Source organism: Metasolibacillus sp. FSL H7-0170 (assembly GCF_038593115.1).
Taxonomy (GTDB): Bacteria; Bacillota; Bacilli; order Bacillales_A; family Planococcaceae; genus Metasolibacillus; species Metasolibacillus fluoroglycofenilyticus.
In genome coordinates, this window is record NZ_CP151964.1 from 2,025,162 (window position 1) to 2,042,146 (window position 16,985).

General features: G+C 38.4%; 18 protein-coding genes. 8 read left to right on the forward strand and 10 right to left on the reverse strand.

The features are described 5' to 3' along the window. Window positions 1-125: 125 nt before the first annotated feature. The 4 genes from MHH70_RS09365 to MHH70_RS09380 all read right to left on the reverse strand — a co-directional run bounded on the left by MHH70_RS09365 (window position 126) and on the right by MHH70_RS09380 (window position 5,302). Entirely contained in the window at window positions 126-2,987 is a 2,862-nt protein-coding gene (locus MHH70_RS09365) for a hypothetical protein (RefSeq protein ID WP_342471351.1), read from the reverse strand. A 62-nt stretch (window positions 2,988-3,049) separates the two neighbouring features. Then, window positions 3,050-3,217 carry a copper homeostasis protein CutC gene (locus MHH70_RS09370; RefSeq protein WP_342471352.1) on the reverse strand — a complete coding sequence of 56 codons (168 nt, stop codon included), beginning with the start codon at window positions 3,215-3,217 and terminating at the stop codon, window positions 3,050-3,052. Window positions 3,218-3,824: 607 nt separating this feature from the next. Beyond that, the gene (locus tag MHH70_RS09375) at window positions 3,825-4,379 is read right to left on the reverse strand and encodes an NADPH-dependent FMN reductase (RefSeq protein ID WP_066167966.1); all 555 of its coding nucleotides are present in this window, start codon (window positions 4,377-4,379) and stop codon (window positions 3,825-3,827) included. 107 nt (window positions 4,380-4,486) lie between these two features. Then, window positions 4,487-5,302, reverse strand: a complete 816-nt coding sequence (locus tag MHH70_RS09380) for an NAD(P)H-binding protein (RefSeq protein ID WP_342471353.1) — start codon at window positions 5,300-5,302, stop codon at window positions 4,487-4,489. Between the two features lie 99 nt (window positions 5,303-5,401). On the opposite strand from MHH70_RS09380, the gene MHH70_RS09385 reads away from it, so the two are divergent. The 5 genes from MHH70_RS09385 to MHH70_RS09405 all read left to right on the forward strand — a co-directional run bounded on the left by MHH70_RS09385 (window position 5,402) and on the right by MHH70_RS09405 (window position 9,634). Then, complete coding sequence (locus MHH70_RS09385) at window positions 5,402-6,418, forward strand: CMP-N-acetylneuraminic acid synthetase (RefSeq protein ID WP_342471354.1); 1,017 nt, start codon at window positions 5,402-5,404, stop codon at window positions 6,416-6,418. Window positions 6,419-6,479: 61 nt separating this feature from the next. After that, window positions 6,480-6,665, forward strand: a complete 186-nt coding sequence (locus MHH70_RS09390) for an SE1832 family protein (protein ID WP_066167958.1) — start codon at window positions 6,480-6,482, stop codon at window positions 6,663-6,665. Between the two features lie 64 nt (window positions 6,666-6,729). Beyond that, window positions 6,730-8,304: an ABC-F family ATP-binding cassette domain-containing protein gene (locus MHH70_RS09395; protein WP_107941966.1), complete on the forward strand. Its 1,575-nt coding sequence runs from the start codon at window positions 6,730-6,732 to the stop codon at window positions 8,302-8,304. A gap of 457 nt (window positions 8,305-8,761) precedes the next feature. Next, window positions 8,762-9,163: a transcriptional regulator Spx gene (gene spx, locus MHH70_RS09400; RefSeq protein ID WP_066167952.1), complete on the forward strand. Its 402-nt coding sequence runs from the start codon at window positions 8,762-8,764 to the stop codon at window positions 9,161-9,163. A 42-nt stretch (window positions 9,164-9,205) separates the two neighbouring features. Continuing rightward, window positions 9,206-9,634 (forward strand): MarR family transcriptional regulator, encoded by a 429-nt coding sequence (locus MHH70_RS09405; protein ID WP_066167949.1) that lies wholly within the window; start codon window positions 9,206-9,208, stop codon window positions 9,632-9,634. A gap of 208 nt (window positions 9,635-9,842) precedes the next feature. Here the strand turns inward: MHH70_RS09405 and MHH70_RS09410 are convergent, their stop codons facing one another. Further along, window positions 9,843-10,391 (reverse strand): RNA polymerase sigma factor, encoded by a 549-nt coding sequence (locus tag MHH70_RS09410; RefSeq protein WP_066167946.1) that lies wholly within the window; start codon window positions 10,389-10,391, stop codon window positions 9,843-9,845. 269 nt (window positions 10,392-10,660) lie between these two features. Between MHH70_RS09410 and MHH70_RS09415 the strand changes: the two genes are divergently transcribed. From MHH70_RS09415 to MHH70_RS09425, 3 genes are all read left to right on the forward strand, one after another. Then, a complete protein-coding gene (locus tag MHH70_RS09415; RefSeq protein WP_066167943.1) occupies window positions 10,661-11,236 on the forward strand; it encodes a TetR/AcrR family transcriptional regulator in 576 nt (191 codons plus the stop codon). Between the two features lie 5 nt (window positions 11,237-11,241). Beyond that, the gene (locus MHH70_RS09420; RefSeq protein WP_066167940.1) at window positions 11,242-12,072 is read left to right on the forward strand and encodes a CPBP family intramembrane glutamic endopeptidase; all 831 of its coding nucleotides are present in this window, start codon (window positions 11,242-11,244) and stop codon (window positions 12,070-12,072) included. Window positions 12,073-12,143: 71 nt separating this feature from the next. Further along, window positions 12,144-13,526 (forward strand): dipeptidase, encoded by a 1,383-nt coding sequence (locus MHH70_RS09425; protein ID WP_342471355.1) that lies wholly within the window; start codon window positions 12,144-12,146, stop codon window positions 13,524-13,526. A gap of 30 nt (window positions 13,527-13,556) precedes the next feature. Here the strand turns inward: MHH70_RS09425 and cyoE are convergent, their stop codons facing one another. The 5 genes from cyoE to MHH70_RS09450 all read right to left on the reverse strand — a co-directional run bounded on the left by cyoE (window position 13,557) and on the right by MHH70_RS09450 (window position 16,729). Next, complete coding sequence (cyoE, locus tag MHH70_RS09430) at window positions 13,557-14,453, reverse strand: heme o synthase (protein ID WP_066167927.1); 897 nt, start codon at window positions 14,451-14,453, stop codon at window positions 13,557-13,559. 162 nt (window positions 14,454-14,615) lie between these two features. Further along, complete coding sequence (locus tag MHH70_RS09435) at window positions 14,616-14,867, reverse strand: hypothetical protein (RefSeq protein WP_342471356.1); 252 nt, start codon at window positions 14,865-14,867, stop codon at window positions 14,616-14,618. Window positions 14,868-14,959: 92 nt separating this feature from the next. Beyond that, window positions 14,960-15,538 (reverse strand): nuclease-related domain-containing protein, encoded by a 579-nt coding sequence (locus tag MHH70_RS09440; RefSeq protein ID WP_342471357.1) that lies wholly within the window; start codon window positions 15,536-15,538, stop codon window positions 14,960-14,962. Continuing rightward, window positions 15,504-15,677, reverse strand: coding sequence for a hypothetical protein (locus tag MHH70_RS09445; RefSeq protein ID WP_161485095.1), 174 nt, complete (start codon window positions 15,675-15,677; stop codon window positions 15,504-15,506). Before MHH70_RS09445 ends, MHH70_RS09440 begins: the two co-directional genes overlap by 35 nt. Window positions 15,678-15,790: 113 nt before the next feature. Beyond that, the gene (locus tag MHH70_RS09450; RefSeq protein ID WP_342471358.1) at window positions 15,791-16,729 is read right to left on the reverse strand and encodes a Gfo/Idh/MocA family oxidoreductase; all 939 of its coding nucleotides are present in this window, start codon (window positions 16,727-16,729) and stop codon (window positions 15,791-15,793) included. Window positions 16,730-16,985 lie beyond the last annotated feature (256 nt).

The window sequence follows — 16,985 nt, forward strand, 5'->3', positions numbered from 1 at the left end:
ATGTAACACCAAACTAAAGCACAAAAGCAACAATCAGTACATCAAAGCCTGCTCTTCACACACCGCATAAATAAAAGCACCAGAAACACAAGTTTCCACTTGGATTTCTGGTGCTTTATTTTAATTTATACATCACTTGGATGTGTTTGTTTATATAGCAGTTCTAGTCGTTTGGATAGCTTGCTGTAGGCAGTTTTCCAGGCTTTTCGTTTCTGTTCATCGCCATTTGCTGGTACATATAGTGCATGTACATCTGCAACCTTTTTCAAGTCACTTTCTGCTTCTGTTAGCTTTTTGTAGTTTTTGATTGTTTTTTTGTCGCTGGCGTTTAAGCTATCGTAAATTGTGCGTAGCTCTTTTACTTTAGTCTCTAGATTGGCGATGTATTCGCCTTTGATAAGTAGCCCATCAATTGATTCGATTAATGTAACTACGACCTCGGAGGATTGGAGCTCTTTTTCCTTGGTAATGATTGCTTGTCGAATTGCTGGACTCACTAGACTTGCTTGCTTCGTTGTGAGCTTTGAAAAAGCTTTAATGACAGTGCTCGGATTCGAAGCAAATGATTTTTCGTATTGTGCTATAAATGTTGTTGCTTTTTTAGCATCCGATACAGCTGCTTTTAAAATAGGATAGTTGGTTACTGTTTTTTTATCAGCAGCACTTAATTTATTGTATTGTGTCGATAATTCATTGATTTTTTCAACTGATATGATATACATATCGTTTACTATTATTGCGGCAATGTCATTATTTAATTGCGCCAAGTTTGGTGCATTTTTATCAACTAAGCGATTTGCTAATAGGTCCTCATATTGCTGCTTTGCTAAATATTGTTGGTTAGCAGGGAGCTTGTCATATGCTTTTTGAACTGACTCGATTTTTTTAGACTGCTTTTTCACGTCAGTTTCTTCTCTTGCAGCCTGCACCTTTTTGTGGAATGATTTGGCACCAGAAAGGTCCTTGCTAGCAGCCGTTAAAATAGAATAGTTTGTCACATACTTACGCGCACTTGAGGATAAGTTTTTATAAATCGTTGATGCTGAATTCACCGCATCTTCAAATGTTGCAAATGTGTAATTTTTAATATTTGCAAGCTTATCAATATCAGAAACGAGCTTGTCAGCTGCAGCCTTATCGGTAGGCTCTTGTTTACCTGGGTCAACAGATGCTGTTGGAGCATTTTTCAAAAATTCATCGGCATTATATACAAGTGATTGCTGTAAGCTTGTTAATTTATTATATGCCTTTAATGCGCTCGTATAAGTCGATTGGAGCTTATTACTCGCCACACCTTTTGTTTCTGAAAGCTTTTGGTAGGCATCAATGCTTTGAATCACTTTCAGTGCTGTTTTCAAATCCTTTTGCAGCGTTACTAGCTGACTGTATCCGATAATTTGTGTAGTTGAATTTTTCGTTAATCCTTTATATTCAGCAACAAGGCGGTCAACATTGTTAACATGGCTTTGCCACGAAGTGCTTGAAGGATTTATTAGATAACGGCTACCAAGGTTTCCTACATAGTCTGCAATTTCACTATTTAATTGTGCAATTTGCTGCTCCTCCGCGCTTTCTGCATGCCATAATAAAGCCATCCATTCGTCTGTTACTAACTGTGCTTGCCTATATGTTAGCTTCTCATAGGCTGTGCGAATTGATTTTGCAGTCGTTACTTGCTTATTTGGCGTATCCTTTAATGATAATTTATCGAATGACTTTATAAATTGCTGCACTTTTTTAATATCCTGCTTTGCGTCTTGTAAAATGGCTTGGTTACGCACAGCAGCCTGTGCGTTTTGTGATAATGCAGCAATATCTTTATCAAGGGTATCAATCATCGCTTGCAAGCTCATAACATCTGCCGCATTGTACTTTACGTAAGATGCTTCGTATACTAATAAGGCTTGGATTGCTTCATTAATTTTTCTTACTTCTTTAAATTCCTCGTTCGTACGGTTATCGAGTAAGTTTTTAATATCTGTATATAGAGCTTCTTGTGGATCAAGGCTTCGCTGTAATAAATCTAACTTATTGTAAGCTTCCTCAATATCTTGTATATATTTCGCCTTGTCTTTTTCTTCAATTTCATCTACTTTATTTACTTTTTCATATAGCTTCTCAATCGTCTCTACATCTGCTAATGCGCGTTTTAGCGCCGAATAGTTTGTTATATTCTCTTTTGCGGCTGCTGATAACGCTTGATATTTACTCTCTAAAGAAGTTACATCCGCTTTGAATGATGAGAGTGATGTAAAATTATATTTATAATCATTAACAAAAATCTCTTGGATTTCAGCAATCATTGAATCTACGGATTCATTGGAAATCGTTAGTGTGTTTGAAATATCAGACTCGATAACAGCGCTTCCTACCTTCGCCTTTACCCTCACGATAAGATGCTGTACATCTTTATCAAGTGCATCTTTTGCAATTGTATAGGTGCTGTTTGTTGCGCCATCAATAATCGTAAATGATTCTCCGACCTTGTAAAACCATTGATAGCTGTATGTAATTTGCCCACTTTCAAGCTTTGCTCCCATAGCATCTGTTACACTTGCCCCTGAAGCTTTTATCGTTTCGCCCGGTACAGCGTAATCATTTAGCCTCGGTGCTGTAATCTCTAGCTGCAGCTCATTAATTTTGACAGACTCGCTTTTATATTTAATTCCCTCTGTTGTCGTCGCCTCTACAAAAATAGAGCGTCCAGCCGCCTCTACTGGTACTTTTAGTGCCGCTGTTGTGGCACCGATTATCGGCTTATATGTAGAGCCGCTTGAATTTTCACCAACCACACTTTCTGCATAATACCATTGGTAGCCCTTAACAATCGATTTGGCAGGTAGGTTTTCAATTGTCGCCTTCAATGTTGCATTAACAATTTTATCTCCTGTAAGCGATACAGTTTGTATTTCTTCACCATATGCAATAGTAGGTGCTATCATCACGATAGGCACTGCCCCCAAAGTAAAAAATAGTTTTTTATTCATTTTCCAACCTCCTCTACTTCATCATCTATATCGGGTAAATTCCTTTGCACTTTAATATTTTTCTAAAAAATAGGAATTTGAACACTCTTCACAACCTGCTTGATTGTCCCATAGCTTGGCGTTAATCCCCCCGCATTAATAGCGGAAACTAACTCTAATCGATTCGCCCCATAGACCTCAGTAATTTTTGCATCCTCTTCATTTAATACAATTGCTTCAATTTTACTCATTATTCCCCCCTTTTCATCACTTTAGCGTAGTTGCTATGTGAAAACAGAATTTGAAGGGGACGTTAAAATAGTAAGAGGGTTCTTGAAGAACAGCAAAAACACTGAATTTGCAGCTTTTTTTTGAATTTAAAATAAGCGTAAAGTGTATTTTTGACTGATGAGGAAAGCTTGGCTTTTGAGATAGCTTCAAAAGTAGTAACTATAGCATCGTTCAACACAATCATTCCATCCTCCCCTTTCTTAATCGGTTGTAAAATCCTAAAATACAGCTTTTTATATGCTAATTTTCAACACAAAAAAGGCGTCCAAAAGCTATTTTGGGACGCTTTTTTTGTAATCTCGTATTGTACAAATTGGTTTTAGTGAATATTTAGTCTGTAAACGAAGGAGTTGTCCGAAAAGTCCATTTTGTTTTGACATCACATTGAAATCAATGTATTCATCGCTTCACTTTTACTGAAGGAGTACACTGCTAAAGCCAATGTTCATCACAATTTTAAAAGAGGAATTTTCTGTTTATATGAATCAATATTTTATGAAACATCATCGCTACTGTCCAAAATGCCGGCTATGCATGGCTTTTTGGACAGCCTCCTTTATTGCTTAATTATGGTGTATCTACCGGCTCCTTGCATAAGCCTTTGCTCATTTCACAATATTGAACGAAAACGCGTGCAAGCTCTCGAAGGCGATTGTGCACATCGTTATCAATAATATTATTGTCTGCATCAAAATGGTCTGCGTGTGTATAAACATAGTTCGGTGTCACTAGACATCGGAAATAATCTAAAATTGGCTTGAGTTGATTTTCGATTACTAAATGATGCTGATATGTGCCACCGTTAGCAATCATTGCGACTGGCTTGTAGCGCATTGCTTTTGGACTAATCATATCAAAAGCATTTTTCAATACGCCCGGGATAGATGCTTGGAAAATTGGAGATGCGATAACATAGCCATCTGCTTCCTCAAATTTCTTAATCATCATTTGCATATCCTCATTTAGAGGGCTACCATCTAAAATTTGGTGCTTTAAGTCTGAGAAATACAACAGCTCTAGCTTTAAGTCTTTGTTATATTCCTGAATATATTTTTCAACTTGTTGCAGAACGGCGCCTGTTTTGCGACCAAAGACTGTACCGTCAACGAGTAAAATTTTCATTTTCCAACCTCCGCTATTCCTTGTTAACAAATCGGTATTTACTACGTCACCTATTGTAGCAGATGCAAACGTTGTCGAACAGGGTACTGATTTGGAAAAACATAATTTCAGTCTTTTGGCGTATCCTGCTTCACCTTGTATTTTTCCATTTTAGATTTGTCGAATGTAAGCTCCTCATTTAATGGTTCTAGCTCATTCGATTTAAGCTTGTCCCAATTGAACACATCCTCACGCTTTATTTCTAGTTCCTTCTCTGGTTCAGGCATCACCATTTGTGCAAGCTCATTTGATGGGTAGATTGCTACTTTCAATTTTTTGCCCTGTAGTGCAATAACCATCATGGCAAGTGCTACCTGCTTTGCCGCAATAGAGCGATACTTCTTTAGAGGACCTATTAATATTGGATTTAGCACTGCTAATGCAGCTTCCCCTATTTTTTCACCTAGGCGAAACTCCGAGCGATTGCCTACTAACAGTGATGGACGGATAATTGAAAGTTGAGGTAACTCAATCTCAATCAGCTCTTTTTCCATTTTGCCCTTCACTCGATTATAGTATGCAAAGGATTTTTCATTCGCGCCCATTGCTGATATGACAAGCATATGTTGGATGCCACGATTTTTTGCAAGTGCTGCAATTTGTACAGGGTATTCAACATCAATCTTCTCAAATACTTCACGCGAGCCAGCTTTTTTTATCGTTGTGCCTAAGCAGCAAAAGATTTCATGCGCAAATTCCATATCACTTTCCGCAAGCTCTTCAAATGCGCGTACTTTCACAACTAATTTGGGGTGCGAGTAGTTTAACGCTCTACGCGCAATAACTGTCACCGCTACATATTCATCACTTTCACATAATTGTTTTACAAGCTCTGAGCCGACTAGTCCTGTCGCACCTACAACGATAGCTGAGCGCATCCCCATAAGTTCTCCCCCTCTTTTTCTCCTATTCTTTTAATTTTCACACATACTTCAGGAAATTTCACCATATTTTATGTAGAAACGAGAAAGGATGGATAAGCTATGCAAAATGAACAACAAAAAAACATCGCCTTCATTTTAGAATATAGTGAGTGGAAAGGCTATTACCCATTTGAACGAGTAGCTATTATGCATGACTTGCTAGCAGCAGAGCATATTTCGATTTTTCTAAAGGGCAATGAAAGTCATCTTTTAGAGCTGTTAAATAGCTCCCCTACCATTTTTAAAAATTATAATGAGCTTGCAAATAAACTAGCACAGCAGCATTTTGATTTAATTATTTATGATGGCAATGATTCTACTGTAGAGCAGGTGCAGTTGCTCAAAGCTCATTGCCATACGCTTGTGCATTTTGATGATCGTGGCGAAGGAGCAGAGCTTGCTGACTGCCATATCGTTGCGTTGCGCGAGGAAACACAGGAGATGATTCCAGCCAATATGCTAGTTGGCAACTTTGCCTTTGCGACACCGAGTGAGCTATTACAAATCTCCTTTGAGGACAAGCTAAAAAATGACTTACCACATATCGTCATTGCATTTGAGGATGGCGATGAGAACAATTTGACTTATCGCACACTACGCCATTTAACACAGCTACACATTCCACTAAAAATTTCTGTCGCTATCGATGAAAACTACCGTCATTCCGTAGAAGATTTACAAATGATGGTACTGAGCCGTCGCCACACTTCCATTCACCAACATCCAAACGCACTTTTATCGCTGCTTCCTACTGCGGATATTGTTATTTGCAACGCTAATTACACACCTTATAAAGTTGCCACAATTGGCATTCCATGCATTACAGCGGCACAAAATGAACGCGAGCTATCGAATAACTTAAATCGCGAGCATAATGGCTTCGTTCATTTAGGTCTTGGACGCAAAATGAAGCAATCAACAATCCAAAACGCAGTGATGGAATTTGTCTTACATGAGGCACGATGTGAACGTGCAATTTATAAGCAGCGCACACTCGATTTACGCACAAGTAATGAAGCATTAAAGCAGCTTCTACTCGATTTAGCATACGCACGTCATGAAATTATCCACATTTGAGTATAGTGCTTTTTCTATGCTATAATTTACGATAGCAAATATTGAAGGTAGGTTAATATCCATGCTAACAAAAGCTCAAATACAGCAACAAATTGCCGAACTAAAAATGGATTATGTTAATTTACAAGGTGATATGGAGAAGCTTGAATCATTAGGTCATGAGGATTCCGTTAAACAAGCATTAACACGTCTAGAAAATATGGAAGCACGACTTGCAGAATTGAATAAGCAGCTCGCGGCGTTATAAAACCCGCGAGTTTTTTTCTTCATTCATATTATTAAAACTCACATTAACTATCGGGGGAAACGATATGGCAATACTAACAGTTGAAAACTTAGGTCATTCATTTGGTGACCGCACACTTTTTAAAGATGTATCATTCCGCATCGTAGAGGGCGACCACATTGGTCTTGTCGGTGCAAATGGTGTAGGTAAATCTACATTAATGGGCATCATTACAGGTCAGCAAATTCATGATACAGGAAAAGTAGAATGGTTGCCTGGCACACACTATGGCTACTTAGACCAGCATGCCGTATTAACGGCTGGACGCACAATGCGCGATGTACTGCAGGATGCTTTTTTACCACTTTATAAAAAAGAGGAAGAACTCAACGAAATCGCAGCTAAAATGGGCGAGGCTACGCCTGAGGAGCTAGAAAAATTATTAGAAGACATGGCAGAGGTCCAAGATGCGCTTGATGCAGGTGATTTTTATACATTAGATATGAAAGTGGAAGAGGTTGCTCGCGGACTTGGTCTAGATGCAATCGGCTTAGAGCGTGATGTTGCTGCACTTTCTGGTGGTCAACGCACAAAGGTGTTACTAGCAAAGCTACTTTTAGAAAAACCAAAAGTATTATTGCTAGACGAGCCGACAAACTATTTGGATGAAGAACATGTTTCTTGGCTGAAAAACTATTTAAAGAGCTATCCATATGCCTTTTTATTAATTTCACATGATACAGAGTTTATGAACGAGGTTGTCGATGTTATTTTCCATTTAGAATTTTCAAAAATGAATCGCTATACAGCAACCTATGAGAAGTTTTTAGAGCTTGCTGAAATTAATAAGCGGCAGCATATTGAAGCGTATGAAAAGCAGCAAGAATTCATTAAAAAACAAGAGGATTTTATCGCTAAAAACAAGGCACGCTACTCAACAACTGGTCGTGCAAAATCGCGTGCCAAGCAGCTTGATCGCCTTGAGCGCATTGACCGTCCTGAAACGGCAGTGAAGCCGGAATTCGGCTTTAAGGAGGCACGTTCCTCTAGCCGTTATGTAGTAGAAGCAGAAAGCTTACTAATCGGCTATGACAAGCCGTTACTACCGCCACTCACATTCCAGATTGAGCGTGGGGAAAAAATCGCGCTTGTTGGAATGAACGGTGTCGGAAAATCTACTCTATTAAAAACGATGCTAGGTAAAATTAATCCACTTGGCGGTAAAGTTATTCGTGGTGACTATTTATACCCTTCCTACTTTGAGCAGGAGGTAAAGGCTGAAAAAATAACACCCATTGACGATGTGTGGAATGCCTTTCCATCAATGGAGCAAGCACAAGTACGTGCAGCTCTTGCCCGCGCAGGCTTAAAAACAGAGCATATTACACGCCCACTTAACTCATTATCAGGGGGCGAGCAAGCAAAGGTTCGCCTTTGCAAGCTGATGATGAACGAAGCCAACTGGTTAATCTTTGACGAGCCAACGAATCATTTAGATGTAGATGCTAAAGAGGAATTAAAGCGTGCAATGAAGGAATTCAAAGGCACAATCGTTCTCGTATCACATGAGCCAGATTTTTATGAAGGTCTTGCCACAAAAGTTTGGAATGTACAGGACTGGTTTACAACAGGCCGTACAATTGAATTAGAAGAAGAATAAAACAAGCTAAGGCGTCCGAAAAGCAATGCCTTTCGGACGTTTCGTTTTTTATTAAAAAGCTGTAAACAGTGAATCTAGCACCATGCTTTTGAATTTATATTGAACTATATTGATAAACGCCTCTATACATCCCCTTTCCCCATATCCTCTCTTATTTTTTTCATATTCTATGAAACTTTTTTATCTTTTTGACGTATATATTAGTAACAAAGCGGGTATACATTAATTAGGTAATCAAAGGCATATATTCTACCATTGCGGAATATACAAATAAACAGCCATTTTTCTCAAAATTTTTCCTTGCTTACTCGGGGAGAATTTGAATAAAAGTTAGCTGTGACGTAATTTTAAAAAATAAAAAAAATTATTGCATTACAATTAACTTAGTTGTAAGATATAAATATAAGTAATTACCTTACAAGTAAGTTACCAATGTAAAGGAAGAGAGGAATTCATTATGTCAGTAACAATTTACACGCAATCAAGCTGTTCCTCATCACGAAAAGCACTTAAATGGTTAAACGAAAACAATATTTCATATAATGAGAAACGCATCACTTCTCAGCCGCTAACATTAGCTGAGTTTAAAAATATTTTAAGTATGACTGAAGATGGAACAGATGAAATTATTGCAACAAACTCGAACGATTTCAAAAATCTTGATATTGATATCGAGCAACTTTCAATTCAGGAGCTCTATGCATTAATTCAAAAATACCCACGTATGCTGCGTAGTCCTATTTTACTCGATGAAAAACGCATTCAAGTTGGTTATAATGAAATGGATATTCGTCGCTTCATCCCACGTAAAGTACGTGCGTTTGAGCTGAATGCTTTGCAAAAATTGGCGGTTGAATAAGTCGCCTTTTTTTGTATGAAAGAAAATTTGGAGATGACAAACATGGGTGATTATAAACATGAGCATTTAACACCACTTTTCGAAGCAGTAGCTGCCTTAGAACGTAGAATTGCAAATGAATGGAATAGCTTAAATGAACTTGGCTTTTCCAAATCACATATTTTAATTTTAGATTTTTTAGCAAATGAAGGGCCAAAGCGCCCCTCTGCTATTGCCGAACATTTAAAAGTAACAACAGGTGGCGTTACCGTATTAACAACAAAGCTTTTAAAATCTGGCTTTATCGAAAAAGCACAAAACGAAAACGATCGCCGCGCCTCGCAAATTACGATTACAGCATCTGGCAGAGATGTATTAAATCAATCGCGCGAACAAGTAAACACCTTAATCCATCAACTTTTCGGCATGCTATCAGAGGAAGAAATCGAAAGCTTACGCCGTATCTTTATCAAATGCGCAAATTTTAAATAACAAAGCGTCCAAAATGCCGCGCCATTGCCGGCTTTTTGGACGCTTTTGTGTGCTGCTATCTCACAGCAACGTGCTCTATTTGATTGAATCGCCTTATTTATTCTACGTTTTTCAGGATTTATTCCATGTTTTCCAGAGTTTATTCCATGTTTTTTCGAATTTATTCCACGTTCGTCTCAAAACCCAAGTTAAAAAATCGCCCTACCCTTTAAGCAGGTAGGACGACATCTACTAGTTTATGATCTGCTAATAGCATTTCTTTTAAGCGTGCTTTCGCGCGGAATAGGCGCGATTTAACAGTACCAATGGATACCTTCATTAATGCCGAGATTTCAGCTAATGAATATTGGTCTACATAGAAATACCATAATGTTTTTTGATAAATAGCATCAAGCTCGTGCATTTTCTCTTGCACAATCTTTGTGATTTCCACTTTCTCGACTTGCTCCTCTGTTGAAACCTCATTATTGGGAACCAAATCTAAAATCGGAACGTCTAATTGTTCAGGTTGGTTCATCATATACTTACTACGTCTTACATTTTTGCGATAGCGGTCGCGGAATGTATTCATTGTAATTGTTGTTAGCCATGCTTTGACATGGTCAACTTGTTCAATCGTTGCTTCATAGCGTACTACCTTTACCCATACTTCTTGCATTAAATCTTCCGCCTCTATTGTGTTGCGTGTAAGCTTTAAGCAAAGATGGTATATATAGCGATTATATTCGTCATAAACTTTCGTTAACATTTCATTCATTAGTTATTGCCTCCGTTCATTCTGCTTCATTAACCTCATTTTCGCAAAAATGTTCCTTACGCTCTATCGGATTTACTTTCAATTTCCTTACAATCATGTAAGCTTCCATGTCACCTACAAATTATGTATGCCTTCTTCGTCAAGTTATACCTCTATTCAAAAATCCTTATACCCTTTTTTAAAAATTTTATTCCTTCAAAGGAGGAATTTGCGTCCATTTCATTGAATATATATTCAATGAAAATAAATTTAATAAAGAGGTTATCAATATGAACACTAGACAACAACAAAAAGAACAAAGACGGCAGCTTATTTTACAAACAGCCTTAGATTTATTTATTCGTAAAGGCTATGGAGAAACAAAAATCGCTGATATTGCCAAAGCCGCCAATATGAGTATGGGATTGCTCTTCTATTATTTCGAATCAAAAGAAAAATTATATGAAGCTTTAATTCGAATTGGAAGTGAAAAATTGAAAATGGAGCTACATGCCGCAGCGGTATCTCCATTAAGAACTTTTCAATATGTTGCTGAGGACATTTTCCAAACAATTAGCGCTAACCCTTTTGCAGCTAAAATGTTTGTCTTAATGGAAAACGCACAGCATTTAGATTCTTTGCCATCAGACATCAAAGAAATGCTGGCTGAAGCAGATAAATTAATTACCAAAAGTATTTCACTTATTGAGGAAGGTCAACGTTTAAATGAAATAAAGGATGGTAACCCACAAGCGCTAGCTATCGCCTTTTGGAATTCCTTACAAGGCATAGCACAGCATATCGCCTTACATCCCAACGCCCCTTGTCCTGATGCAGAGTGGATTATCGATATTATTAGGAGGTAAAAAAAATGCAAACGAAAAGAAATATCATTATTTTTGTTGTAATTGCTTTACTATGTGGCTGGCTCGGTGTGATAATTGACCATTTTATACCTGAGCAACCTAATGGCAACACACTTGGAATGGGTATTTGGCTAGTTTTACCTTTGCTTACTACGATTTTTTTACGAGCATTTGCAGGTGATGGCTGGAGAGATATGGGGCTTGCACTAAATTTAAAAGGTAATGCGAAATGGTATCTTGTAGCATTTCTAATTTACCCCATTACAACATTTCTTTTATTATCATTTGGCTATCTAACTGGATGGATGGATTTTTCCAATTTCAATTTTCAAGCTATTAGTTCTGCTTTCGTTAGTGTATTTTTCATTCAATTTATAAAAAATATTTTTGAGGAATCTGTTTGGAGAGGTTATTTAACGAGTAAACTGCTTCAATTTAAACTAAATGATTTCTGGCTTTATGTTACAGTTGGAGTCGTTTGGGGGGCATGGCATATCCCTTACTTCCTTGTATTTTTATCAGATAGTGATATTGCGAGTGTACTCCCCGTTAATCGGTTGGTCTTTGCCATTATCGGTATTGTAACAATGATTGTCTGGACAATTATGTATACAGAAATTTATTTAATAACACGAAGTATTTGGCCACTTGTTCTTATGCATGCCACAGAGGATGCCCTAATTAATCCATTGATGCTAGACGGTTACATTTCAATTGCACAGAACAAGGAATTTTTCGTCTCACCAACAGCAGGGATTGTGACGACATTATTGTACTTAGCAATTGGTTTAGCTTTGCGAAAGATAAGAAAAAGATATATCCCTTCATTACGCTGATATATTAATACTTTCTAGCCTCCTTATGCTATACTATTTCCATATTCGAAATAAAAGGAGGCTTTCTTTTTATGAGTCATTTAGAGAAATTAGATGCTTATTTTGCAGAGCATCGTGAGCGTCATTTAGCAGAGTTGGATGAATTTTTACGTATCCCAAGTATTTCAGCATTATCAGATCATAAAGTGGATATGAGAAATGCAGCAAATTGGCTAGCAGACCATTTGAAATCGTTAAATATTGATAATGTAGCAGTGGAAGAAACTGCGGGACACCCTGTTGTGTACGGTGAGTGGTTGCATGCAGAGGATAAACCAACGATTTTGTTCTACGGTCACTATGATGTGCAGCCTGTAGACCCATTGCATTTATGGGAAACGCCGCCTTTCGAGCCAGCAATTCGTGATAATAAATTATTTGCACGTGGCTCATCTGATGATAAAGGCCAAGTATTTATGCACTTGAAAATGATTGAGGCATTATTTGCCACTGAAGGTACACTTCCAGTAAACGTGAAATTTATTTATGAGGGTGAGGAGGAAATTGGTAGCCCCTCTCTTCCGAAATATACAGAGGATAATAAAGAAAAATTAGCTGCTGATTTAATTTTAATTTCTGATACAGGCCTTTATGCAAAAGGTAAGCCTGCTGTTTGCTACGGTTTGCGTGGCTTAACAGGAGTACAAATTGATGTGCGCGGAGCAAAGGGTGACTTACACTCTGGTCTTTATGGTGGCGGTGTGCAAAATGCTATCCATGCACTAACAGCGATTTTAGCATCGTTCCGTGATGAGCACGGAACAATTCAAGTTGAAGGCTTCTACGACAAAGTCCTTCCATTGTCTGAGGAAGAGCGCCAAGCTTATCGTGACTTAAACTTTAATGAGGACGAGCTAAAAGAAGAGCTACAGGTGAAGGAGCTATTCGGTGAGGCGGGCTATTCTTATTTAGAGCAAACTTGGTCACGCCCAACATTAGAAATTAATGGTGTATTCGGTGGATTCTCTGGCGAAGGAATTAAAACAGTGCTACCTGCTGAAGCGGGCGCAAAAATCACATGTCGTCTAGTACCAAACCAAGACCCTGAAGAAATCGTTGCACTATTAAAGACACATATTGAAAAGCATAAGCCTGCTGGTGTCGAAGTAACTATTTCTGAATTCGATAAAGGAAAACCATACTTAACACCATTCGACCATCCAGTTATCCAAGCAGCAGGTCGCTCTTATGAAAAGGTTTATAAAGTGCCGACTGCTTATACACGTGGGGGCGGTTCAATTCCAATCGTAGCAGCCTTCGATGAAATTTTAGGTTTACCTGTCGTATTAATGGGCTTCGGTCTTTCGAACGAAAACTTCCATGCACCAAACGAACATTTCCATTTAGAAAACTTCGATAATGGTCTCCGCGTATTAGGCGATTATTTACACGAGGTTGCAGGGTTAAAGCTATAAGAAAAGGTCTGCCTGATTAGGCAGACCTTTTTATAATGCTTGTAAAATCAATCCGACAGATGAATAAATAATTACTGTAGCAAATAATACTGTCATATGAATTAATGAGTAGGCAAACATTTTATTTGCCCACGTTCTCCCCTCCATTTTGCGATAGCCAACAAAGCTTAGCCATAACCAAATGCCGCCAAGAACTAGGGATACAAGCGTTAACCCTAAGCTTAATGGAAGGAATAAAAAGCTTGTGAAAATAAGTACAACTAAATAAATATTCGTTTGGATATATGTTCTACGCTGCCCTTTTGCCACAGGCAACATTGGAATATTGGCAGCAGCATAATCATCACGCTTACGAATAGCAATTGCATAAAAATGCGGCATTTGCCAAATAACCATAATAATAAACAATGCCCAACAAGCAGGATGCCAAATATCTGGTCCTACAGCCGCCCAGCCAATTAATGGCGGCATTGCTCCTGAAATACTGCCAACCTCAGTATTCCAAATTGTACGACGCTTCGTCCACATTGTATAAGGCACAACATAAAAGAACACACCTAGAAAACCTAAAAACATCGCAAGTGCCGTTGTGAAAGCCAACGCTATTAACCCTAAAACAAAAAAAATAATTCCAACAATTAACACTGTCCGCGTGCTAAGCTCTCCAGTTACAGTAGGCCTTGTTTTTGTACGAGGCATAATCTCATCTATATCACGATCATATAAATTATTGAAAATGCCTGCTGCCGCAATAACAAATGCTGAACCCACTATCGCCAAAATAATATTTGGGATGTTTTCGACAAAATTTAGTTCGTACGTATAAAGCGCAAGCATAAGTCCAGCAAACATCGGAATCAAATTCGACTTAATGATGCCCGTCTTAACAGCCTGTGCCCATAAATTTATAGTAGATTGCTTTTGCATAATAATTTACCCTCTGCTACCCCTCTTTATAGTCACTATTTATTAGTATACCTTATAGTAGGCACTATGCGCTATGGTACTAGCTGTTTTTTCGGAGAACCGTCATAATTCGATACATAAAATGGTATTTTTCGCATATGTCGGATATATCAGTGACTTTCCCTAACTGTCTAAAATAATCTGATATTTTCTTCCCTTATTTGCGCCAACATACGGGAAATCAAGTTTTAGTAATAAACGCTTCGCACTATCCGCGGAATCTACACCTACAAACGCCCGAAACTCCTCATTTGGAATCCATTCACCTACTAAGATGCCATTATCTTTGTAGTGATACTTGGGGGCTGTCCAAAAAGCTGTGCATAGCCGGCATTTTGGACAGCAGTGATGATATTTCATAAAATGTTGATACATATAAACAGAAAACGCCTCTTTTAAAAATGGGATGAACATTGGCTTTAGCAGTGTTATTTTTGAGTAAAAGTGAAGCGATGAAAACATTGATTTCAATGCGGTGACAAAACAAAATGAACTTTTCGGACAACTCCGTAATGATAATGCATTTGCACATAGGCCTGACACTGTACGCAAAGCACACCTGTACGGATTTTTGTTTGCTCAATTTGTAACTGGGGTTTTTTAATTGTATGCATTTGCATTAATTTCGTAGTTAAGTTTTGGAGCTCTGTTGAGGTTAATTGTGCGGTGTTATGGTGTGCGAGGAGCTTTCTAATGTGGAATTCTAGCCCGCTACAATGGAAGATCGGCTCTCCTTTTGGGATATGGCCAATGATGGTTTTCGGATGGGAAAAAACAATCGCATATAATACAGGTAAATTGCGAACTACCGCTCGCAGCATTCTTTGATGGCACCGCACTTGGTCCAGTAGATTGCGGAAGCCATGGACTGTGCCATCCTCAAGCTTTCGAGTGAATTGATAACGCGCCTCGTCAAAATCAACGCGCCCTGCAATATTTTTAATTTCCACTAGCAAAATAAACTTATCACAAAGGAAGATGCTATCTATTTGATGGGCATTTGTTTGAAAGTCATGCAGTAAATAATGCTGTTCTTCTAATTGCATATCCTGCCAACAGCCGTATCAACTCATCTTTAAATTTATGAAAACCTCGCCGAACTGCGGCTTGTAGCACCAACTCCTTTAGTGCTTTTTCACGTTGTAAAGCAATTATCCATTCGCCTTCTTTTTGATTTTCAAGCAAGCTCTCTCCATTTTTTCAAACGCATCCCCTTTAAATCGAACTACAGCTTGAAAAGAATTTCATCACTACTGCCCAAAAGCCGGCAACCGCACGGCTTTTGGGACAGTTCTATCCTATTTCAGCAGCTCATCAATCCAACGTTGTACTTTTAAGCCTTCTTCAAACGATACAATTAATGCATCCTCGCCTTGGAGTTGTGCTCGGCAAGCATCCAACAATGCTGCTGGTTGCACACTTGGTGCTATTTTTTGTGCTTCTTCATATGCTGCACTTAGCCACAGCTCAGACCAGTTGCGCAATGTCATTACCTTTCCCGTACCGAATACTTTAAATTCTATGCGCTCCTCTTGTCCGATGCCAGATAAACCATTTAGCACAACAGGTAGGCCGCTTTTCGTTTTTGCTAAAGCGGATACACCTGTTTCGCATAAACTCACGTCGGCAGGGTATGTTGTTTGATGTGATAAAATCTCAATATCTCCAAATAAATGATGCATTAATTGTAAGTAGTGTGGGAATACCTCACGAATAAAGCCACCTTGCTCCCGTGATGCAATCCAAGGATTTTGCTGCCATTTCCTTGGCCACTCTGGGAAATATGTGTGAAGCTCGACACGCACAACTTCTCCTAGCTCCTTATTAGCTAAAGTTTGCTTTAATTGATGTACTGCTGGGCTATACATTAATGGGAAATGCATCGCTGTATGCACATCTGCTTCACTTGCTACTTGCACCATTTCTAGACCACCCTGTGCATCATGTGCCAGCGGTTTTTCAGAAAGAATATTTAATCCCTGTGCTGCAATTTTCTTCGCAAGTGGCGCATGGCTAACCGGTGGCGTCCCAATATATACCCAATCTGGGCGTGTCGCTAATAAATCCTCTAATGTTGTAACAGCAGGAATACTATATTTCTCAGCAATTTCCTGCAAACGTTCTTGATTTCCGTCGAAAATTGCCGCAATTTCGCAATTTGGATGCGCTAAAATTTGATTAATAATGCGCTCTCCTACAATACCTGTACCAATTAATGCAAATGTTGTTTTTGTCATAAAACTATCCCCTAAACTTAGTAAAGTAAATTTTCTCATCTGGGCTGCCTAGAAAGTCAGCATTCTCTCTGATACAGTTTTGCTTCTTCGCTTTCATGTGAAAACAAAGACGTGAATCAAGTGTTTTCAATCTTATAACACCTGCATTCATTTCTCTAAATAAATTACATTCCAATAAGCAGCAAGCATTGTTTGAAAGATAGCACGATGGACTACTTTTCTAACACACCCATTTGATGCGAATTTATTAAATAGT